The 19,634-nt window shown below is 55.6% G+C and carries 19 protein-coding genes; 10 read left to right on the top strand and 9 right to left on the bottom strand.

Translation table 11 applies throughout. The features are described from left to right. The coding region (locus tag ACN0UH_RS05510) for a TRAP transporter large permease subunit (protein WP_417661096.1) at window positions 1-388 on the top strand (388 nt) is incomplete at its 5' end. 84 nt (window positions 389-472) lie between these two features. Here the strand turns inward: ACN0UH_RS05510 and ACN0UH_RS05505 are convergent. Beyond that, window positions 473-2,107, bottom strand: coding sequence for an acyl-CoA synthetase (locus ACN0UH_RS05505; RefSeq protein WP_417661095.1), 1,635 nt, complete (start codon window positions 2,105-2,107; stop codon window positions 473-475). A gap of 288 nt (window positions 2,108-2,395) precedes the next feature. Here ACN0UH_RS05505 and ACN0UH_RS05500 point away from each other — a divergent pair, with 288 nt between their 5' ends. Next, window positions 2,396-4,303, top strand: a complete 1,908-nt coding sequence (locus tag ACN0UH_RS05500; protein WP_417661094.1) for a beta-ketoacyl synthase — start codon at window positions 2,396-2,398, stop codon at window positions 4,301-4,303. 140 nt (window positions 4,304-4,443) lie between these two features. Here the strand turns inward: ACN0UH_RS05500 and cysQ are convergent, their stop codons facing one another. Both cysQ and nudE read right to left on the bottom strand, forming a co-directional pair. Next, on the bottom strand, window positions 4,444-5,265 hold the full coding sequence (gene cysQ, locus ACN0UH_RS05495) for a 3'(2'),5'-bisphosphate nucleotidase CysQ (RefSeq protein WP_417661093.1): 822 nt from the start codon (window positions 5,263-5,265) through the stop codon (window positions 4,444-4,446). Then, entirely contained in the window at window positions 5,262-5,828 is a 567-nt protein-coding gene (gene nudE, locus ACN0UH_RS05490) for an ADP compounds hydrolase NudE (protein WP_417661092.1), read from the bottom strand. Before nudE ends, cysQ begins: the two co-directional genes overlap by 4 nt. 148 nt (window positions 5,829-5,976) lie before the next feature. Here nudE and yrfG point away from each other — a divergent pair, with 148 nt between their 5' ends. Then, the gene (gene yrfG, locus ACN0UH_RS05485; protein WP_417661091.1) at window positions 5,977-6,639 is read left to right on the top strand and encodes a GMP/IMP nucleotidase; all 663 of its coding nucleotides are present in this window, start codon (window positions 5,977-5,979) and stop codon (window positions 6,637-6,639) included. Between the two features lie 112 nt (window positions 6,640-6,751). Here yrfG and lysM read toward each other — a convergent pair whose 3' ends face one another. Next, window positions 6,752-7,192, bottom strand: coding sequence for a peptidoglycan-binding protein LysM (lysM, locus tag ACN0UH_RS05480; RefSeq protein ID WP_089360338.1), 441 nt, complete (start codon window positions 7,190-7,192; stop codon window positions 6,752-6,754). A 207-nt stretch (window positions 7,193-7,399) separates the two neighbouring features. Between lysM and ACN0UH_RS05475 the strand changes: the two genes are divergently transcribed. The 5 genes from ACN0UH_RS05475 to ACN0UH_RS05455 all read left to right on the top strand — a co-directional run bounded on the left by ACN0UH_RS05475 (window position 7,400) and on the right by ACN0UH_RS05455 (window position 12,943). Next, entirely contained in the window at window positions 7,400-8,296 is an 897-nt protein-coding gene (locus ACN0UH_RS05475) for a LysR family transcriptional regulator (RefSeq protein ID WP_417661090.1), read from the top strand. Between the two features lie 119 nt (window positions 8,297-8,415). Next, window positions 8,416-9,252, top strand: a complete 837-nt coding sequence (gene fdhD / locus ACN0UH_RS05470; RefSeq protein WP_417661089.1) for a formate dehydrogenase accessory sulfurtransferase FdhD — start codon at window positions 8,416-8,418, stop codon at window positions 9,250-9,252. Next, window positions 9,249-11,585, top strand: a complete 2,337-nt coding sequence (locus tag ACN0UH_RS05465) for an FdhF/YdeP family oxidoreductase (RefSeq protein ID WP_417661088.1) — start codon at window positions 9,249-9,251, stop codon at window positions 11,583-11,585. Before fdhD ends, ACN0UH_RS05465 begins: the two co-directional genes overlap by 4 nt. Window positions 11,586-11,888: 303 nt before the next feature. Then, a complete protein-coding gene (locus ACN0UH_RS05460) occupies window positions 11,889-12,368 on the top strand; it encodes a hypothetical protein (protein ID WP_417661087.1) in 480 nt (159 codons plus the stop codon). A gap of 152 nt (window positions 12,369-12,520) precedes the next feature. Beyond that, window positions 12,521-12,943, top strand: coding sequence for a glycine zipper domain-containing protein (locus ACN0UH_RS05455; RefSeq protein WP_417661086.1), 423 nt, complete (start codon window positions 12,521-12,523; stop codon window positions 12,941-12,943). 76 nt (window positions 12,944-13,019) lie between these two features. Here ACN0UH_RS05455 and ACN0UH_RS05450 read toward each other — a convergent pair whose 3' ends face one another. From ACN0UH_RS05450 to ACN0UH_RS05435, 4 genes are all read right to left on the bottom strand, one after another. Then, on the bottom strand, window positions 13,020-13,454 hold the full coding sequence (locus ACN0UH_RS05450) for an acyl-CoA thioesterase (RefSeq protein ID WP_417661085.1): 435 nt from the start codon (window positions 13,452-13,454) through the stop codon (window positions 13,020-13,022). A 39-nt stretch (window positions 13,455-13,493) separates the two neighbouring features. Next, window positions 13,494-14,657 (bottom strand): iron-containing alcohol dehydrogenase, encoded by a 1,164-nt coding sequence (locus ACN0UH_RS05445; protein ID WP_417661084.1) that lies wholly within the window; start codon window positions 14,655-14,657, stop codon window positions 13,494-13,496. A 69-nt stretch (window positions 14,658-14,726) separates the two neighbouring features. Further along, entirely contained in the window at window positions 14,727-16,517 is a 1,791-nt protein-coding gene (locus tag ACN0UH_RS05440; RefSeq protein ID WP_417661083.1) for an acyl-CoA dehydrogenase C-terminal domain-containing protein, read from the bottom strand. Beyond that, window positions 16,514-17,752 carry a 3-hydroxyacyl-CoA dehydrogenase NAD-binding domain-containing protein gene (locus ACN0UH_RS05435; RefSeq protein WP_417661082.1) on the bottom strand — a complete coding sequence of 413 codons (1,239 nt, stop codon included), beginning with the start codon at window positions 17,750-17,752 and terminating at the stop codon, window positions 16,514-16,516. The genes ACN0UH_RS05440 and ACN0UH_RS05435 overlap by 4 nt, the downstream gene beginning before the upstream one ends. 102 nt (window positions 17,753-17,854) lie before the next feature. On the opposite strand from ACN0UH_RS05435, the gene ACN0UH_RS05430 reads away from it, so the two are divergent. Both ACN0UH_RS05430 and ACN0UH_RS05425 read left to right on the top strand, forming a co-directional pair. Next, window positions 17,855-18,754, top strand: a complete 900-nt coding sequence (locus ACN0UH_RS05430; protein WP_417661081.1) for a LysR family transcriptional regulator — start codon at window positions 17,855-17,857, stop codon at window positions 18,752-18,754. Window positions 18,755-18,885: 131 nt separating this feature from the next. After that, a complete protein-coding gene (locus tag ACN0UH_RS05425; RefSeq protein WP_087518586.1) occupies window positions 18,886-19,140 on the top strand; it encodes a hypothetical protein in 255 nt (84 codons plus the stop codon). 6 nt (window positions 19,141-19,146) lie between these two features. Here ACN0UH_RS05425 and ACN0UH_RS05420 read toward each other — a convergent pair whose 3' ends face one another. Further along, window positions 19,147-19,587: a DUF3465 domain-containing protein gene (locus tag ACN0UH_RS05420; RefSeq protein ID WP_417661080.1), complete on the bottom strand. Its 441-nt coding sequence runs from the start codon at window positions 19,585-19,587 to the stop codon at window positions 19,147-19,149. Window positions 19,588-19,634: the final 47 nt, after the last annotated feature.

The raw sequence follows: 19,634 nt of genomic DNA, 5'->3' as shown, positions 1-19,634 counted from the left end.
CGTCACCTCAGCGGTGACCGGTATGCCGCTGACTCAGGTAATCCGCGCCGCATGGCCTTGGTTGATGCTGCTGCTGGTCGCCGGTGCATTCATGGAGCCGTCGGCGATCATTCTGATCCTGGCGCCGATCCTGTTCCCGATTGCGGTGCAACTGGGCATCGACCCGATCCACTTGGGCATCATCATGGTGGTCAACATGGAGATCGGATTGATAACCCCGCCGGTGGGCCTGAACCTGTTCGTCACCTCAGCGGTGACCGGTATGCCGCTGACTCAGGTAATCCGCGCCGCATGGCCTTGGTTGATGCTGCTGCTGGGCTTCCTGATGGTGATCACCTACATCCCAGCCGTTTCAATGGCACTGCCAAACTGGCTGGGTATGAACTAGGTCAAACGTATCGATTGCAACTCTTCAGCCCGGCCATGCGCCGGGCTTTTTTATCCCATCAATAACCTCAAGCGAGCACTCAAACTACTTCGGCAAGTTGCGTGCTTGTTCGCGTAGAACAAACTTCTGCACCTTGCCGGTGGAGGTTTTTGGCAGTTCACAGAACACTACTTTGCCCGGCACCTTGAAGCGCGCCATATGAGTCTGACAAAACCGCAGCATCGATTCTTCGGTTGATTCCGTTCCCGGTTTCAAAGTGATAAAGGCGCAAGGCGTCTCGCCCCACTTCTCACTTTCCATTGCCACCACCGCTGCCTCCAGCACATGGGGATGACGGTACAGAATGCCTTCCAATTCAATCGAAGAGATATTTTCGCCACCGGAGATGATGATGTCTTTTGAGCGGTCCTTAATCTCGACATAACCATCTGCGTGCCACACAGCCAGGTCACCTGAATGAAACCAGCCACCGGCAAAGGCTTCCGCTGTGGCCGTGGGATTTTTCAGGTAGCCCTTCATCACCACGTTACCGCGCATAAATATCTCGCCGATGGTTTCACCATCTTTGGGCACCGGCTGCAGGGTTTCGGGTTCAGCCACCATTAATTCATCCAGCAATGGCGCACGCACGCCTTGGCGTGATTTCAGCTTGGCTTGTTGTTCAGGCGACTGCTGATCCCATTCGGATTTCCACTCACAGGCAACGCTTGGGCCATAGGTTTCAGTCAGGCCGTAAACGTGAGTCACTTTAAATTCGAGCGCTTCCATCGCCTCAATCACCGCTGCGGGAGGGGCAGCGCCAGCCGTCAGTACTTTCACCGGCTGGGTTTTCAGCGCCTTCAGCTCGGGCGCGGCATTGGCGAGCATGTTCAACACAATCGGCGCGCCACAGAAGTGATCAACCCCGTGCTCGGCCAATGCCGGGTAGATCGCATCTGCGCGCACATGACGCAAACACACGCTTGTGCCGACATAAGCCGCCAACGCCCACGGAAAACACCAACCGTTGCAATGGAACATCGGCAGCGTCCAGAGGTACACCGGAAAGCGTGTCATGTCCCAGCACATTGCGTTCGACAGCGAGTTAAGGTGCGCGCCACGGTGATGATAAACCACACCCTTGGGATTGCCCGTGGTGCCCGAAGTGTAGTTGAGAGCAATGGCCTGCCATTCGTCCGCAGGCAAGCTCCAGGCATAATCCGCATCACCCTCAGCGAGCAGCGCTTCGTAATCAAACTCGCCGAGCAAAGAGCCCTCAAGATACTCAACATCATCAATGCCAATAACGAGTGGCCGCTCCGCCATTTGCCCCAACGCACGCTGCACTGTTTCGCTGAACTCCTTGTCGACCAGCAGTACTTTTGCCTCGCCATGCTGAAGGATGAACGCTATGGTTTCAGCATCAAGCCGGGTATTGATAGCGTTCAGCACTGCGCCGCACATTGGCACACCGAAATGCGCTTCGAACATGGCTTGGCCGTTAGGCGCAATAACCGCAACCGTGTCACCAAGACCGATCCCGCGCTGCGCCAAGGCCGAAGCAAAACGTACGCAGCGAGTGTAGGTTTCACCCCAGGTTTGGCGCAGAGCGCCATTAACCAGCGCGAGCTTCTGTGGATAAACTGACGCCGCTCGCTCAAGAAAACTTAACGGGCTTAATGCTTGAAAATTAGCCGCATCGCGCGGCATACCGAATTCATAAGGATTGCTGCTGTTCATTATTATTCTCCAGCGAAACCAGAAATAGCGCTTGTTTACACAACGCCTAGCCACACCGACAGAGCGGTCAATATCGCATGCGTATCACTCGAGTATTAACCCTAACAGGGGTAAGGTATTGTTGAACCGCTACATTGGTCGAAAACAGTGACTTACAAGTCAGCAAATGCGTCAGCATAGGCATCCGAAAATTTAAACACTGCTGCGCGCTCTCCGCGCATTCAAGACAGACTTCATTTCTTCAACTGTGTCGGTCTTGGTTTACCTATTCAAGGAGTTACCTGCGCCATGTCTCGTTTACCCGTTATTGTTGGTTTTGGTGGTTATAACGCAGCAGGACGCAGCTCGTTTCACCATGGGTTTCGCCGTACCGTAATCGAGTCGATGGACCTTGCCAGCCGTCAGGCAACTATCGCCGGACTGGCGGTGCTGATGAAGCTGATCAAAGTGGTTGATGGCCACTACCTGTCTCTGGAAGATGAAGCCCTGAGTCTCGAGCAAATCGATGAGCAGTTCTCGGCTTACATCTTTGCCTCAACATTGGTGCGCCGCATCGAGAAAAAGTACCTCGATGTCGATGCCGCCCATTGGCAAAAAAGCATCACCATTGATGCCACCGCCGGTAACCCGTTGAGCTTCATCACCCTGCGCAAGCAATTGCCGGAGCCGCTGCCGTCGGATTGGGCAGTTGAAGACCTGAGCCCAAGTGAAGTGCGGGTCACGCTTTATGATAGCTGTGATTTTAAAATCGACAGCTACCGCGCATTGCCGGTGAAATCAGCCGGTCAATTGCCTAATGGCTTTGAGCCAAGCGAACTCTATAACGCGCGATTCCATCCGCGCGGCCTGGCAATGACAGTCGTCGGCGCAACCGATGCGCTGCGCTCCACCGGGATTGACTGGCAAGTAATCAGCAAGCATGTCGCGCCTGATGAAGTCGCAGTGTTCTCTGGCAGCATCATGAGCCAACTTGATGAAAACGGTTATGGCGGCCTGATGCAGTCACGCCTCAAGGGCGGCCGCGTCACTGCCAAACAGCTGCCGCTGGGCTTCAATAGCATGCCGACCGACTTTATCAACGCCTACGTATTGGGCAGCGTTGGTACCACCGGCAGTATTACCGGCGCCTGTGCCACCTTCCTCTACAACTTGCAGAAAGGCATCGAACACATTCAGTCGGGCAAAGCGCGGGTCGCGTTAATCGGCAACAGCGAAGCACCGATCACCCAGGAATGCATCGAAGGCTATGGCGCCATGGGCGCATTGGCCACCGAAGAAGGCTTACGTCAGATCCAAGGCACTGACGATGTCGACTTCCAGCGTGCCAGCCGTCCATTTGGCAAGAACTGCGGCTTCACTCTCGCGGAGTCGTGCCAGTACATCATGCTGATGGATGATGAGTTGGCGATGAAATTGGGTGCAGACATTCATGGCGCCGTGCCGGACGTGTTTATCAATGCTGACGGTTACAAGAAATCCATTTCGGCACCGGGTCCGGGTAATTACCTGACCATGGCCAAAGCCGTCGCCTGCGCCAGCCAATTGCTCGGCAGCGAAGCGGTGCAAAAGCGCAGTTTCGTCCACGCTCACGGCTCCAGCACGCCAGCCAACCGTACAACTGAGTCTGACTTACTCAACCGCATCGCCAGCGCCTTCGGCATCGAAAGCTGGCCAATCACGGCGGTCAAGGCCTTTGTCGGGCACTCACTGGCAACCGCCAGCGGCGATCAGGTTATTTCGGCGCTGGGCACCTTCAAATATGGAATTCTGCCGGGCATTAAGACCATCGATGAAGTGGCTGACGATGTGCATCAGCAGCACCTAAGTATCGCCACCCAAGACCGCGACCTGGGCCAGCAGGCGATGGATGTATGCTTTATCAACTCCAAGGGTTTTGGCGGCAACAACGCCAGCGGTGTCGTACTGGCACCGCATATTGCTGAACGGATGATGCGCAAGCGTTATGGCGAAGCAGCATTCAATGCCTATTTACAGCGTCGCGAGAAAACCCGCGCCGCTGCCGCCGAATACGACCGCAAGGCCCTGCTTGGCCAGTTGGACATTATCTATAACTTCGGCAAAGACCTGATCGACGACAGCGAGATTGAGATCGGCCTCGAGCAAATCATCATCCCCGGATTTGAACAGCCTCTGACGTTCAAGAAAGACAACCGCTACAGCGATATGCTTGATTAGGCAGCCAGTGGTGGTGGAGATTTTCATCCACCACCACTTGTAGCGCTCTGCGAACGCCCGGATAACTAAACAAACCCAGGCGCTTCGCTGCCAGTTCCTTGCTGGACAAGTTTCGCGTTGTCCATCCTACGAGAAGGGTGCTAGCTCAGCTTGCGGGCCAAACTCAGGAGCTGGCCGCGCCACTGCGCAGAAGCAGGCAAGGCGAGAAAGAATGGGTTGAGCAGCGACTCCCGCGCCTCATAAGTCAGCGCATCGCCTTGCAGGGTCAGCACTTCGCCGCCAGCGCCTTCAAGTACGCCCTGAGCGGCTGCCGTGTCCCACTGCGAGGTCGGTGCCAGCCGCGGATAACAATCGGCAAGCCCTTCGGCCAGCTGGCAAAACTTCAGCGAGCTGCCGACACTCACCAACTGCAAATCACCAACCTGTTCAGCCAGACCGGTCAGCAGACTTTCTTGCTCCGGACTGGAGTGGCGGCGACTGGCGACCACAGTAAAGGCGCTGACTGGCGCCACGCGTACATGGATGGCTTGGGCCTCGCCCTGAGCATCTTCGCGCCAGGCGCCAAGCCCGGAGCCGCCGTAGAAACAAGTGTCGTTGACCGGCATGCCGACCACGCCGAAAACCACTTCACCCTTTTCAATCAGGGCGACGTTAACCGTAAACTCTTCACTACCGGCAATAAATTCCTTGGTGCCATCGAGCGGATCAACCAACCACCAACGGGTCCATTGCGAGCGCTCGCTGAGGGCGATATTCGCCGCTTCTTCCGACAGCACGGGGATGTTTGGTTCCAGCGCCTGCAAACCATCATTGAGAATATGGTGAGCGGCAAGGTCCGCCGCGGTGACTGGCGAAGCATCGGCCTTTTCTGTGACCTCGACACCTGCGCGCCAGTGCGGCAAGGTCGCCTCTCCAGCCTCGCGAACCAGCTTTACCACGGCTGCAATCAACGCATCATTCACTGAGTAAACTCCCCACGCTGGCTCAAAATATCACGCGCCAGATATAGCGCAGCCAACGCCCGCCCTTCGCTGAACAGCGGATGCTGGATCAAACTCGACAGCTCGCGCAGGCTGACTTTATCAACGCGCATGGGTTCGGGCTCATCACCGGGCAGGCGTTCTTCATAAAGGTCACTGGCCAGCACCACCTGAATTTTCTGGCTCATGTAGCCAGGTGACAAACTGAGTTCCGCAAGCAGTTCAAGCTTGCGTGCGCCGTAACCAGCTTCCTCTTTAAGCTCGCGATTGGCGGCATCGAGCACATCTTCACCGGGCTCAATCAAGCCTTTGGGCAGCGACACCTGATAGTCATCGGTGCCGCCGCAATATTCCTCGACCAGCACTGCATGTTCGTTATCAAGCATGGCCACAATCATCACCGCGCCATAACCCACGCCTTTGCCGACCAGCCGCTCGTAAGTACGCTCCACGCCATTGCTGAAACGCAGTTGCAGTTCCTCAACATGGAACAAGCGACTGCTGGCGACTATTTCTCGGGCGAGTACGGTGGGCTTCTGACGCATGAAGAGAGCTCCTAAACTGTTCTTGCGAGTTATCATACCGTGCTTGGTCGGATTATCAGCCCCGAAGATTGCGTAATCACGACTCTCGCTGGCTAAGCTTGCGTGAATCACCTTTCCCGAAAACTCACCGACCGACGATGAGCCGCAAATGACTGCACTGCCTTGGCACGAAATCGACACTGTTTTGCTGGATATGGACGGCACCCTGCTCGACCTGCACTTCGACAATCACTTCTGGCTGGAGCATTTGCCCCGGCGTTACGCTGAACACCACAAGATCAGCCGTGAGCTTGCCGATGCCGAGTTGATGCCACTGTTCAAGGAACATGCCGGACAGTTGAACTGGTATTGCACCGACTTTTGGAGCCGTGAGCTGAAACTGTCGATTCGCGATCTTAAACGTGAAGTAGCCGAACTGATCGCCCTGCGCCCAGACGCCGATACCTTTTTGGAAGCTGTACGCAGTGCCGGCAAACGAGTGGTGCTGATCACCAATGCACACCGTGACTCACTGTCACTCAAGCTTGAGCGCATCGAATTGGCAGGCTATTTCGAGCGCATGATCAGTTCCCATGATTATGGCTTCGCCAAAGAGAACCAACAGTTCTGGTTCGCACTCAAGCAGGATCTGGTATTTGATCCGGCGCGTAGCCTGTTCATTGACGACAGCTTGTCAGTGCTGCGCAGTGCCGCCCAGTTTGGCATAGCCCATCTGCTCGCCGTACGCGAACCAGACAGCCGCCAAGGGCCGCGAGACACTGGGGAATTTGCCGCTGTGGAAGATTACCGGACAATATTGCGGGGGTTGTAATCAAGCGGTTCACGCCACTTTGCATCATGACCTGAACTAGGCGCGCTTGAGACGTTCAGCACTCAAGCGCGCGAGCTACAGCCAGCCTTGAGGCTCGGCCAGCAGCAACTGCTTACTCCTGTGGAATACGCAGCACCTGACCCGGATAGATTTTGTCCGGATGGCTGAGCATTGGCTTGTTAGCCTCGAAAATCTTGTTATAGGCGTTGGCATTGCCATATTCAGCTTTGGCAATCGCGCTCAAGGTGTCGCCTTTCTTGACCGTTACAAAGCGTGCTTCAGGCGCTGGCGTTGCAACAGTAATCTTGTCTTCAACTTCAGAAACGCCTTCAACGTTGCCCAGAGCCAAGAGAATTTTCTCTTTCTCTTCCTGGCTGGCGACTTCACCGCTGGCAATTACCTTTTCGCCCTCAACGCTCAGTTGAATCGCAGGATTACCCAAGCCTACCTTTGCCACATGCGCTTGCAGCGACTCAGCAGCTTGCGCCTCCTGGCCAACCACTGACTCCCAGAGCTTTACCCCGGCTTCTTTGACGAAACTGAAAATACTCATCGCTATTCCTCTTATTCCTTGGAAAGTTTCCGGGCTGAAAATGCCCGGAAACTCAAGTCTAGCCCGAAATCAGCACGGGCATGACCCGCTGATCTGAAGAATTATGAAGATTGCCCTGCTTGCGGCGCCGAGCCTGGGCATTCACCAAATGATTGATTGAACTCCATCGACAGCACACTAGAATCGAATGCCAAACAGAGGTCTGTGATGGATATTAAACAACTCAAATTCCTTATCGCACTGGATGAAACCCGACACTTTGGTCAGGCTGCCGCTCGCTGCCACATTACCCAGCCGACCTTATCAATGCGCCTGCGTAATCTTGAACAAGAGCTGGGGCTTGAACTGGTTCAGCGCGGACAACGCTTTGAGGGTTTCAGCGAGGATGGCAAGCGTATTCTGGCTTGGGCGCGCACGGTCATCGCCGCCCATGACGGGCTTTATGCAGAGGCCGCTGCCTGTCGTGGCCAGTTGGTCGGCACCCTGCGTCTGGGCGTGGTGCCGCTTGCAGGCTTTGACCCGATGCGTTTGATAAAGCCGTTCGCCGAAGCACATCCGGGGCTGCGCTTTCAGCTATTTTCACTGAGCAGTGAGCAGATACTTGAGCGCTTGAGCAGCAACCAGATAGACCTTGGCTTGTCTTATATCGAGCACCTTGATCGTCAACACTACCAAAGCCTTGAGCTGGCCGAGTCGCGTATGGGGTTGTTATATGACCCACGCTATTTTCAACTTCCCAACCAACACCTGAACTGGGAAGACCTCACAGAGTTGCCGCTGGGGCTACTTTCCAGCGGGATGCACTTTCGCCAATCCATCGACCATAACTTGCGTTCACGCGGCATCACACCGGTGCCGCGACTCGAAACCGACGCCGTCCACCAATTGCTGCAAGCGGTCAGCGCTGGCACCTGCTGCGCAGTGATACCACTCAACAGCGGCATCAGTGATTTCACCGCGAACCTGATACTGACACCGATAGAGGACGCCCACACGCTCGCCCCACTCGGGCTCATAATACGCGGCAAAGGCCAACGCTCAGCACTGGCCCAGGCTTGCTTTGATCAAGCTAAAGATCTGTTATTAAAGGAACAATTAGCTTAAACGACAACCGATAGAGCGCATCGATCAAGGCATCAGCAATAGCGATTAGACGCCCATTGATTAAAGCAATAGGCTTACTGCAAACCAACGCACCGCTAACCTCTCTCGGGGAACCCTGTATGCCCCCTGCCAAGCCGAGCAAAGACACTGCTGAGATCGCAACTTCGCCAACCGATTACAGCTACGCCGAACTGACCGCAGACAGTGCCACTGATGCAGTGACGCTGGCCGACGAATGCGCGCTGGCCATCAGCTACAACGGTATCAACCATGCAGTGATGATGGTCTCACCGTCCTTCGTTGAAGACTTTATTGCCGGTTTCAGCCTGAGCAATGCCTTGATTGACAGCATCGACGAAATTTATGACATCCAGCTTGATCGCAAAGGGGATGCCCTCAACGCCCAAGTGACCCTGAGTAACCGTGCATTCTGGGCGCTGAAAGAACAGCGTCGACAACTGGCGGGCACCAGCGGTTGCGGCCTGTGTGGCATAGAAGCATTGGATCAGGCATTGCCTGCACTCAAGCCATTGCCAACCAGCCCGTTACCACCAGCCGAGCATCTTTTTGAGCTGCGCCAGCGCATCAGTGAGCAGCAACAACTGGCTCGCAGCAGCGGCGCGCTGCATGCAGCGCTGCTGGTTGATACACAAGGCGCAATCAGTCTGTGCCGCGAAGATATAGGCCGCCACAATGCGCTGGATAAACTGATCGGCGCCTTGCATAACAACGCTGCTGACAAGCAACACGGTTTCGCGGTCATCACCAGCCGCTGCAGTCTGGAACTCATTCAGAAAGCGATTCGCGCTGGAATCCACACGCTGGTCAGCTTATCAGCCCCAACCGCGCTCAGCGTGCAGTGGGCACAGCGACACAACCTCAACCTTATCCACCTGCCGCATCACAGCCCTCCAAGGGTTTTCAGCCCAGCACCGACAAGGGTACCAAGCCGATGAATATGCAGGTTGCACCCCCGCGCTACAAACCTTACACAGGCCCGGCGGCAGGCTGGGGTGCATTGCGTAGCGTGACGCGATTCTGGCTGGACAGTAAGCAACCGCTAAAGAACCTGCGCGCCCTGCTCAAGACCAACCAGAATGGCGGCTTTGACTGCCCCGGTTGCGCCTGGGGCGACTCCCCGGAAAGCGGCGCGGTTAAGTTCTGCGAAAACGGCGCCAAGGCGGTTAACTGGGAAGCCACCAGCCGAGCAGTCAACGCCGAGTTCTTCAAGCGCTACAGCCTCAGCCAGCTTCGTGAACAAAGTGACTATTGGCTCGAATACCAAGGCCGCCTGACTGAGCCAATGCGTTACGACGCAGCAACCGATCATTATGTGCCGATTGCCTGGGACGACGCATTCAAGCTGGTCGCCAAGCACCTCAATGCACTCGACAACCCGAACCAGGTGGACTTCTACACCTCGGGCCGCGCCAGCAATGAGGCGGCGTATCTTTACCAGCTGTTTGGTCGTGCGTTCGGCACCAATAACTTTCCCGACTGCTCAAACATGTGCCACGAGGCCAGCGGTGTTGCCTTGGGCCAAAGCATTGGTATTGGTAAAGGCACCGTCACCTTCGATGATTTCGACAAGACCGATGCAATTTTTGTGTTGGGCCAAAACCCGGGCACCAATCACCCGCGCATGCTCGAACCGCTGCGTGAAGCGGTAAAACGCGGTGCCCAAGTGGTGTGCTTCAACCCGTTGAAAGAACGCGGGCTTGAGCGATTCCAGCATCCGCAAAACCCTATTGAAATGCTCACCAACGGCTCTGAGCCGCTTAATACCAGCTTCTTTCGCCCAGCGCTTGGCGGCGACATGGCGGCCATGCGCGCCATTGCCAAGTTTTTATTGCAGTGGGAGCGAGAAGCCGCAGAAAACAACCTGCCGCGAGTTTTCGATCATGCCTTCATCCAGGCACATACTCATGGAATCGACGATTACATACACATGCTCGACGGCACCACTTGGCAGTCACTGACTGAACAATCTGGTTTGCCCTTGCAAGAGCTGGAACAGGCTGCGCGCCTTTACCGTCAGGCAGATCGGGTGATTATCTGCTGGGCAATGGGCATCACCCAGCATCGTCACTCGGTTGCAATCATTCAGGAAATCACCAACCTGCAACTGCTGCGCGGCAACATTGGCCGGCCGGGCGCGGGCCTGTGCCCGGTTCGCGGCCACAGCAACGTTCAGGGCGACCGCACCATGGGCATCGACGAACGCCCACCAACTGAGCTGCTTGATGCACTTGAGCAACGCTTCAAATTCCGCGCACCGCGCGAAGAAGGCCACAACGTGGTTGCAGCAATTGACTCTATGCTGGCTGGCAACACCCGAGTATTTGTCGCTTTGGGCGGCAACTTCGCCCAAGCAACACCCGACACGCCAGTCAGTCACAGAGCCCTGCAAAACTGCGGATTGACCGTACAAATCAGCACCAAGTTCAACCGAAGTCACCTGACCATTGGCAAGGAAGCGCTGATTCTGCCGTGTCTGGGTCGCACAGATATCGACCTGCAAGCGACTGGCCCGCAGGCAGTTACGGTTGAAGACTCCTTCAGCATGATTCATGCGTCTTACGGACAATTGACTCCACTTTCAGCGCAGATGCGCTCAGAGCCTGCGATCATCGCTGGCATTGCCAAGGCCACGCTGGGTGACAATCCGGTCAATTGGGATGAACTGATTGCCGACTACCGCGAAATCCGCCAATTGATTGCCGACACCATCCCCGGCTTCACTGATTTCAATCGGCGATTGGAGCAGCCAGGTGGCTTCTATCTGGGCAACTCAGCGGCGCAGCGCCAGTGGCAAACCCGCTCAGGCAAAGCCAACTTCAAGGCCAATCCATTACTTGATGATTTAATTCCAGAGCAAGCCAAGCGCAGCGGCCAAACGGCTGATCTAATCATGCAGACTTTACGCTCGCATGATCAATACAACACCACCATTTACGGTTTGGATGACCGCTATCGCGGCGTCACCGGCCAACGTAACGTGATATTTGCCAACGAAGCAGACATTATCCGCCTGGGCTTCAAGCCGGGGCAGAAAGTCGATGCAATATCGCTCTGGGATGACAAGCTTGAACGCAAGATTGTGGGTTTCACCCTGCTCGCTTTTGACATTCCTGCGGGTCAGGCTGCTGCTTATTATCCAGAAGCCAACCCACTGGTACCGTTGCATAGTTACGGCAGCGGCAGCTTTACTCCGACCTCAAAATTCATCGCCATCCAGTTGTTTGCAAGCGCGGTCGATAAACAAATAATTCAAAGCAAAAGCGCTTAACGCTTTGCTCTGGAACTGCTGTAAAAAAGCCTGAGTAGCGATTATTCGGGCTTTTTTTATCTGCGCGTTCAGGCCAATAAACCAACCCGCGATAATGGCAATTCGACCTCAAAAACAACCGCTGAATAGCCATTATCCAACCTGAGCAATCAGTCTCAGACATCCGCAAATACAACAAAGTTCTTCTTTGAAAACATATATTTACAATGTATACAAAATCCGGGTTATTGGTCGGATTTAGCTTGCACAGTTGGTTGCACAACAAGAGGATCGCGGCATCAACAACCATTGAGTGATTGTCGTATGAAGTACTCCTCAATTATTTTTCTGACCCTGAGTATGAGCAGTGCCAGCGCCTTCGCAGGTGGCACTGAAGCGGGCATCGGTGGTGCACTGGGCGGCTTATTGGGCGCTGCAGTCGGCGAGCAAATGGGCGGCAGCACCGGCGCAGCGATTGGCGCGGGTGTCGGCGGCGCAGCTGGCAGTGCCGCAGGTGCAGATCGACGCAACCGCACAGAAGCAGCCATTGGCGGTGGCCTTGGCGGTGCAGGTGGCAACGTTGCCGGACGCAGTGTTGGTGGCACCAGTGGCGGCTTGATTGGCGCTGCTTTGGGCGGCGGAGCAGGTGGCGCGCTGGGCAACTATTACGGCAACGAAAGCCGTGCTGATGACCGTGACGGTTATCGCAGGGACCATCATCACCGTGATCGCGACCGTCGCAGCTGGAAACGCGACAAACATCGCCACAAAAAGCACTGGAACCGCGGCTGGCGCCGTCGCTAGAACTGTATAGCGCAGTCTGATGCAGTACTCGCCAGGAACTTTTGCGGCCTTTTGCCATCAAACTGTCAACTAATGCTGTGTGGACCACCTTATGGATGAGACGCAGCCAATGCCCGCAGTGTTTGCGGCGCCTGAATTTCGAGGTTAGTTCTATGCGTACATTAATCACTGCAGTAGCGTTTAGCGCACTGACAGCCCCGATGGCTTTCGCCGATGACGGCAAGGTTGCTATCGGCAGCGGCGTCGGTGGTGCACTGGGTAATGTTATCGGCCAACAGGTTGGTGGTAGCACCGGCGCAGCGGTTGGTGCAGGTCTCGGCGGTGCAGCCGGTGGCGCCATGAGCTCACGCGACGGCAACAAGACCGAGTCAGCACTGGGCGGCGGCTTAGGCGCTGCTGGCGGTTCAGTACTTGGCAATCAGATCGGTGGCAGCACCGGCTCAGCGATTGGCGCTGGCCTAGGCGGCGCAGCCGGTGGCGCACTGGGCAATAACTTGGCAGACGATGACCGCGATCACGATCGCAATAAAGGCCATGGCAAGAACAAACACAAGAAGCACAAAAAACATCACTAAGCCCTTGTAAGGACTTGGCCCCGCATACAAAAAGCCCGCATGATTGCGGGCTTTTTAGTGGCTGTCAAAACAGTGCTTATTCGGTCAGAAGCTCAGCCAATGCAAGGCGTAACGGCTCAGGAATTGACACCGGACGATTGCTTTGGCGGTCGACAAATACATGCACAAAACGTCCCGCCGCGCAGGCCAGTTCTTCGCCCTGCTTGAACACAGCCAGCTCATATTGCACCGAACTATTGCCCAACTTACCTACGCGCAACCCGAGCTCGATCTGATCCGGAAATGCAATTGAGGCAAAGTAGTCGCAACTTGAACTGACCACGAAACCGACTACTTCGCCACTGTGAATATCCAAACCACCAACCTCAATCAAGTAGCTATTCACTGCACTGTCGAAGTAGCTGTAATAGGTGACGTTATTGACGTGGCCATAGATGTCATTGTCATGCCAACGCGTGGTGATCGCTTGTAAGTGCCGGTAATCCGTTCGCAGGTGTTGGGCTTGGTTCATGCAAAGTCCTTATCCGAAATAGCTATTTACGCGAGCCAATCAATACGCAGACTGATAAATCGCCAAGGCGTGCTGTTCAGTCATCTCACGCGGGTTATTGACCAGCAAACGTTGTTGCAGCATCGCGTCACGCGCCAGTTGCTCCAGCATGTTTTGCGCAACACCGGCATCTCGCAAGCGGGTTGGCAAACCACTGCGCTCACTGAAGTCTGCCAGTTCCATAATGAACTGCTCGGCTTGATCCATCGCCACGCCCGCGCGTAGTTTCTCACCCAACACCAGCGGCGCCAATTCAGCATAAAGCGGCGCTGCAACGCTGGCATTGAAACCCAACACATGCGGCAGCACCAATGCATTGCTCAAGCCGTGAGGGATATGAAAGTGACCGCCCAATGGATACGCCAGCGCATGCACTGCAGCAACCGGTGAATTGGCAAACGCCTGCCCTGCCAAACATGCACCCAGCAACATTGCCTGGCGGGCTTCGCGGTTGCTGCCGTTGTGCACAACTTCATCGAGGTTAGCCGCCAACAGCCGCAACGCTTCACGCGCCAGCATGTCTGAGAGCGGATTCTTCTTGTGCACGCTGGTGTAGGCTTCAATCGCGTGCACCATGGCGTCAATGCCCGTGGCGGCGGTCACCGCTGGAGGCAAGCCCAGGGTCAACTCCGCATCCAGCAGGGCTAAATCCGGAAGTAGCAACGGCGACACCGCGCCCATCTTGGTGGTTTCGCCGGTGGTAACAATCGCCACAGGGGTGACTTCTGAGCCGGTGCCAGCGGTGGTTGGTACCTGAATCAGCGGCAAGCGCTGGCCCGTCGCATTGCCGACGCCGTAGATGTCAGACAGTTGTTGCGTGTTATGCGGATGTGCCAGCAAGGCGATCAGCTTGGCGACATCCATCGAGCTGCCGCCACCAAAGCCAACAATCAATTCAGCCTTCAGCTCACGCGCTTGGGCAAGTGCGGCGTCAACTATTGCTTCGGGCGGATCAGCGACCACTTGATCAAACACCTCGAATGCAACCTGTTCACTGGCAAACCCCGGCAATACCGTACTCAACAAACCGAGCTTGGTGATGCCAGGGTCCGTCACGATCAATACACGTTTGGCGCCACGCTCGCGGCATAACTCCGCCAGACGATTGGAAGAACCTGTCTCGCAGATAATCTGTGCGGTTGTCGCAAAGCTGAATGGGCGCATGATCGATGTCCTCTTATTATCTGTTCTAGGCGTGCAGCACCGTGTAGCGGCGCTGCCTGGCGTTAGCCATTAAAACGCAAAACTGCTCTCAGGCATGGCCATCAGACAGTCGGCACCGCCCAATAACGCTTCACGGTGCATGCTCGCGCGCGGCAACACACGTTGCAGGTAAAAATTCGCACTGTGCAATTTGGCCTGATAGAACTCAGCCTCAGTAACACCAGCATCAAGTTGGTCTTGCGCGCGTGCGGCAGCCTGCAACCAAAAGCCCGCCAACAACACATAAGCCGAATACTGCAAGAAGTCCACTGAGCACGCGCCAATCTCCTGCGGATCGCGCTGGCATGCGCCAATAACTTGTTCGGTCAGTTCACGCCACTCAACAAAGCGTGCCTGCACGGTTGCAGCCATGGCTTGCAGTGTCGGGCGCTGCGCTTGCACAGCACACAACTGGCTGAACTCGTCACACAGCTCGGCCAACTGCTGGCCGCCGTCACCCAACAGCTTACGACGGATGTAGTCCAACGCCTGAATACCGTTGGTACCTTCATAAAGCTGAGTGATACGACTGTCGCGCATTAACTGCTCAATGCCCCACTCACGAATATAGCCGTGCCCGCCATACACCTGCACCGCGTGACTGGCGACCTCTTGGCCCATGTCGGTGAAGAATGCTTTGACGATAGGAATCAGCAGCGCCACCCGCTTACCCGCAGCTTTGCGCTCGGCGGCATCCGGGTGTGCATGCTCCAGATCGAGCAAGCGCGCCGTGTAGGCAGCCAACATACGTGAGCCTTCGACCAGGGTTTTCTGGGTCAACAACATGCGTCGCACATCCGGATGCACGATGATCGGATCAGCCGCTTTTTCAGGCGCAGCCGGGCCGGTCAGTGCCCGTGACTGCAAGCGATCGCGAGCATAGCGCAGCGCCCCTTGATAAGCGGCTTCAGCAACACCCAACCCCTGCAAACCAACCTGAAAACGCGCGTCATTCATCATGGTGAACATGCCCGCCAAACCTTGATTCGCTTCACCGATCAACCAACCGGTGGCGCCATCAAAATTCATCACGCAGGTCGCCGCGCCTTTGATCCCCATCTTGTGCTCAAGCGCGCCACAACTCAGCGCGTTACGCTGACCAAGACTGCCGTCTGCGTTAGCGATGAACTTGGGCACCAACAGCAAACTGATGCCTTTGACCCCGGCAGGCGCATCAGGCAAGCGAGCCAAGACCAAATGGACGATGTTTTCGCTGAGATCCTGCTCGCCGCCGCTGATGAAAATCTTATTGCCGCTCACCCGATAGCTGCCATCAGCCTGTGGTTCGGCCTTGGTCCGCAGCAAGGCCAGGTCGGTACCCGCCTGAGGCTCGGTCAGGCACATGGTGCCGGTCCATTCACCGCTGACCAACTTGTGCAAGTAAGCCTGCTTGAGTTCTTCACTGCCGTGCACATTGAGCGCCAGCACTGCACCTTCGGTCAGCCCCGAGTAAATCCGGAATGACAAACTCGCGCCCATCAACATTTCATGAAAGTTGCAGGCCAGCAGCTGCGGCAGCGCCTGCCCGCCAAAGTCAGCCGGGCCGGTCATGCTCGCCCAGCCGTTATCCACATATTGCTGGTAAGCCTCGCTGAAGCCATCCGGCGTAGTCACCTTGCCATCAACCAGACTGGCACCCTGTTCATCACTGTTGCGATTAAGCGGTGCAATCACCTCGCTGGCATAGCGTGCAGCTTCTTCAAGCACACCATCAACCAGTTCGCGGTCTAGGCCGTTACCCAGTGTTTGGCAATGTGCGCTGATGTCGAATAACTCATGCATGACAAAGCGCATATCACGCAGTGGCGCTTGATAACTCATAACGAACCCTCCTGCACATCAGCGAAGCCTTTATTGCTCGCAGCCAGTTGCGAAATCAACTGTGCGGGACGCCAATGCTCGCCACGGTTTTCCTGCAAATAGCGCAGACGCGCCTGAATATCTGCCACGCCCTGGCTATCGGCCCAGCTCATTGGCCCGCCTTTGTCAGCGGGGAATCCGTAACCGTTTAGATAGACCAAGTCGATATCGTGGCTGTTGGCAGCGATATTTTCCTGAAGAATTTTCGCCCCTTCGTTGACCAGCGCCAGCAAGCAACGCTCAAGGATTTCTTCTGCACCAATATCACGGCGCGTGAAGCCAAGTGTCTCGGAGACCTTGAGCACCAGCGCATCAACCTCAGGATCATGTTCAGCCTGACGACTGCCTTCGGCGTAACGGTAATAGCCCATGCCCGCCTTCTGCCCAAAACGGCCCAGCTCGCAAAGGCGATTATCAACTTGCACGGCAGGCTCATCCTGGCCCTTGCCCGCCAACTCGCGGGCGCGCCATTCGAGGTCGATACCGACCACGTCGTACATACGAAACGGGCCCATGGCAAAGCCAAAACCTTGCAGCGCAGCGTCTACCTGATGTGGATATGCGCCTTCAAGCAGCATCATCCGCGCCTCTCGCACGTATGTGTGAAGCATGCGATTGCCAATAAAACCGTCGCAGTTTCCAGCCACTACACTGACTTTGCCGATGCGCTTACCCAGCGCTAAAGCGGCGTCCAGCACCGCCTTGCTGGTTTTCTCACCACGCACAATTTCCAACAGCTTCATGATGTGCGCAGGGCTAAAGAAGTGCAGCCCCAGCACATGGTCCGGGCGCTGGGTCACAGCAGCGATTGCATCGATATCCAATGCCGAAGTATTGCTCGCCAGAATCGCGCCCTGCTTGAGCGTGGCATCCAAGGTGCGAAAGATTTGCTGTTTAAGTTCGAGGTTCTCGTACACCGCCTCGATCACCAGATCGGCATCAGCCAGCGCCGCGTAATCCGCAACCGGGGTAATACAGGAGAAACGCGCAGCCGACTGTTCGGCACTGATGCGTTCTAATTTGACGTTGTGTTCGTTGGTCTTCGCGACCACCGCCAGCGCCTGATCCAGCATTTGCGGGTTATTGTCGAGCCAAAGTACCTGGATGCCGGCATTCGCCAGACTCATGACAATCCCCCGGCCCATGGTCCCGGCACCAATAACGGCGACGCGCTGAATATCAAAAACACTGCTCATGCTTATCCCCCTTGTAATTGAGCGAGCTAAAGATCGCCCACCACCATAAGCAACACGCTACTATTATTGAAATTTAGTGTTGTGATACATAGTATTCAGCCAATGAATATACTCAGCTTCGACCTCAACCTGCTGCGGGTGCTGGATGCACTCATGCGCGAGCAAAATGTATCGCGGGCCGCTGAACGCTTGGCATTGAGCCAGCCAGCGGTAAGTAATGCGCTCAATCGCTTGCGGGTTTTACTTGATGACCCGCTGCTGGTTCGAACGGGTAGAAGCATGCAGCCAACACCTCGGGCGCAAGCACTTGCCGGGCCGATTCGCATGGCCTTGCAACAAATCGAGCAAAGTTTGACTGCGGGACAAACCTTTGACCCCGCCAGCAGCAGCCAGCACTTCAACATTGCGCTGACCGACTATGTCGAATTGATTTGCATGCCACAGCTGATGCGCAAGCTGAGTGACACGGCTCCGGGCATCCGTATTGATATTCATCATCTGAATCCGCGCTTGCCTGTCGAGGCGCTGGATAGCGGCGACCTGGATTTGGTGCTCGGCCGCTTCCAGGATATTCCAGCGCGCTTCAGCCGCCAGCACTGGGCCAGTGAAACCTTGCAGCTTGCCGTGCGCAAAAATCATCCGTTGGTCACTAATGGTGTTGATCTGCCGTTGTTTCTCAAACTGCGCCAGTTGTGGGTCCACGGTGGACAAACGCGCGGCATGGTTGATCAATGGTTAAATGAACAAGGGTTACAGCGTGACGTGGTTTACACCACTCCGAACTACCTGCAAGCAGCGCACATTGTTGCCACCAGCGATCTCGGCGCCGTGCTGCCCCAGCAACTGGCGCAGCACTTTGCAGCACTGCTACCGTTGCAGTTGTTCGACTTACCCTTCGAGCTGGAAGCCTTTCACCTCGAAGTGGTGAGCCTCAGCCAACGTCAACGCGACCCGGCTCTGCAATGGCTGATCGAGCAACTATTGAGTATTGCGGCTGACTAGTTATTGGCCGTATCGAGCGTGTAACACGACACTGTAATCGCTGCGCACAAGCCAGCTGCTGCGACTAGGCTTTGAGTACAACCAAACAAACCGAGCCCCAAGTCAGACACAACGTAAATGGAGTTACCTGAATGAAGCCGATCAAACATTTGTACCTGTACTTTCAAGACGGCCAGCGCTTGGCAATGCGTTTCCCCCAGCAAAGCTCAGATCCGGTCGAGGTTGCACGGGGAATTCGCAAGCAACTTGAGTCGCCGTTTTTATCCATCGAAGTCGATGGCGACTTACTGATGATTCCGCGTGAGAGCATCAAATACCTGCAAATCTCACCGGCGCCGGTATCTTTACCAGACCCCGTCATCTCCGGCGCAGAGATGATTGATTAGCCCCCGCTATTCGAAAGTCTTGCCGTCATGCTTGAGCCAACCATCAACATGACGGCGCCCGGGGTCACGGTGGGTCCAGTGCACGACGCCGCCCTTTTCGTTCCACTCATATTCACCATAAAACTCGACGCTGTCGCCTGCACGCAAGCCGTTTATACGCGGCGCCAAATCAATATTGTGGGCGACCAATACACTTGGCCCACCAGCAATTTTAAGGATAAATTTCTGGTGCCTTGAGCCTTTCAGATCATCGCGCAAAACCTTAATCACTTGGCCCTGACCCGCGACTTGAACATCGCTCTGCTGCCTGTTGTAGGCCTGCAATAGCGCGGCATTGGAGACCTCGGCTGAGTTTTGGCCGCTAAGATCCGGGATCGAAATCCCCTGCTCCTTGGCGAAGCCGTAGGCCAAGACCAATACAACAATCAGGTAAATAAATTTCTTCATCGTTATCTACAGTCCATGAGCCAGGCCGTATCCGGCCACGATCCTTT

The organism is Pseudomonas sp., assembly GCF_048265905.1.
Lineage (GTDB): Bacteria > Pseudomonadota > Gammaproteobacteria > Pseudomonadales > Pseudomonadaceae > Aquipseudomonas.
The sequence above is the reverse complement of the archived record's forward strand: the minus strand, read 5'-3'. Positions and strand labels throughout refer to the sequence as shown.

Excerpts from the sequence above, each read along its gene's own strand:
- ACN0UH_RS05505 (WP_417661095.1), bottom strand. The coding sequence starts at position 2,107 with ATGAACAGCAGCAATCCTTATGAATTCGGTATGCCGCGCGATGCGGCT.
- ACN0UH_RS05435 (WP_417661082.1), bottom strand. The coding sequence starts at position 17,752 with ATGAGCAGTGTTTTTGATATTCAGCGCGTCGCCGTTATTGGTGCCGGG.
- ACN0UH_RS05475 (WP_417661090.1), top strand. The coding sequence starts at position 7,400 with ATGGATATTAAACAACTCAAATTCCTTATCGCACTGGATGAAACCCGA.
- ACN0UH_RS05445 (WP_417661084.1), bottom strand. The coding sequence starts at position 14,657 with ATGCGCCCATTCAGCTTTGCGACAACCGCACAGATTATCTGCGAGACA.
- lysM (WP_089360338.1), bottom strand. The coding sequence starts at position 7,192 with ATGAGTATTTTCAGTTTCGTCAAAGAAGCCGGGGTAAAGCTCTGGGAG.
- ACN0UH_RS05430 (WP_417661081.1), top strand. The coding sequence starts at position 17,855 with ATGAATATACTCAGCTTCGACCTCAACCTGCTGCGGGTGCTGGATGCA.
- ACN0UH_RS05455 (WP_417661086.1), top strand. The coding sequence starts at position 12,521 with ATGCGTACATTAATCACTGCAGTAGCGTTTAGCGCACTGACAGCCCCG.
- nudE (WP_417661092.1), bottom strand. The coding sequence starts at position 5,828 with ATGCGTCAGAAGCCCACCGTACTCGCCCGAGAAATAGTCGCCAGCAGT.
- ACN0UH_RS05450 (WP_417661085.1), bottom strand. The coding sequence starts at position 13,454 with ATGAACCAAGCCCAACACCTGCGAACGGATTACCGGCACTTACAAGCG.
- ACN0UH_RS05440 (WP_417661083.1), bottom strand. The coding sequence starts at position 16,517 with ATGAGTTATCAAGCGCCACTGCGTGATATGCGCTTTGTCATGCATGAG.
- fdhD (WP_417661089.1), top strand. The coding sequence starts at position 8,416 with ATGCCCCCTGCCAAGCCGAGCAAAGACACTGCTGAGATCGCAACTTCG.
- ACN0UH_RS05465 (WP_417661088.1), top strand. The coding sequence starts at position 9,249 with ATGAATATGCAGGTTGCACCCCCGCGCTACAAACCTTACACAGGCCCG.
- ACN0UH_RS05425 (WP_087518586.1), top strand. The coding sequence starts at position 18,886 with ATGAAGCCGATCAAACATTTGTACCTGTACTTTCAAGACGGCCAGCGC.
- yrfG (WP_417661091.1), top strand. The coding sequence starts at position 5,977 with ATGACTGCACTGCCTTGGCACGAAATCGACACTGTTTTGCTGGATATG.
- ACN0UH_RS05500 (WP_417661094.1), top strand. The coding sequence starts at position 2,396 with ATGTCTCGTTTACCCGTTATTGTTGGTTTTGGTGGTTATAACGCAGCA.
- ACN0UH_RS05420 (WP_417661080.1), bottom strand. The coding sequence starts at position 19,587 with ATGAAGAAATTTATTTACCTGATTGTTGTATTGGTCTTGGCCTACGGC.
- ACN0UH_RS05460 (WP_417661087.1), top strand. The coding sequence starts at position 11,889 with ATGAAGTACTCCTCAATTATTTTTCTGACCCTGAGTATGAGCAGTGCC.